This is a genomic window from Haloferax sp. Atlit-10N, from assembly GCF_003586325.1.
Lineage (GTDB): Archaea > Halobacteriota > Halobacteria > Halobacteriales > Haloferacaceae > Haloferax > Haloferax prahovense.
In genome coordinates, this window is sequence record NZ_PSYX01000128.1 from 1 (window position 1) to 494 (window position 494).

General features: G+C 61.7%; 1 protein-coding gene. It reads left to right on the forward strand.

The window, feature by feature from the left end; genetic code table 11:
* Positions 1–2: 2 nt before the first annotated feature.
* Positions 3–494, forward strand: a 492-nt coding sequence (locus C5B91_RS21505; RefSeq protein WP_255409968.1) for a universal stress protein, incomplete at its 3' end; no start/stop codon positions are given.

Consider the following 494-nt stretch of genomic DNA (forward strand, 5'->3'; position numbering starts at 1 on the left):
TGATCCGTCTTGCCGCGGCCACTGCACACGCCCATACCGACGAAGGGACCCCAGAGCTCGTGGCCGTCAACGTTCTCCAAGTCGCAGACCCGTCACCACAGCAAAACATCGAAGCCGAGCGGCTGGAGCACCAGCACGACCTCCTCAAAGCCGCCCGGGACATCGCAGAGGAAATGGACGTCCACTTACGGACGGTAGCTCTGAACGGTGAACGCGTCGACGAGACAATTCTAGAGGCCATCATCGATGAGGGAGCCGATCAGGTGCTGCTTGGTTGGCGGGGAACGCTTACTCGACAGGGACACGTATTCGGGCCAAATCTCGACTCTGTCGTTGAGAAGGCCCCATGTGAAGTGACGCTCGTCACGCTCCACGACGAAACAGTCGGCACTCCCGTAGCCCTCGCAGGTCCCGGTCCCCACTCACCGGTCGCTGCACGGCGAGCAGTCGATTTCGCGACCGTCGATGGGACGATGCCGACGCTGCTGAACGTC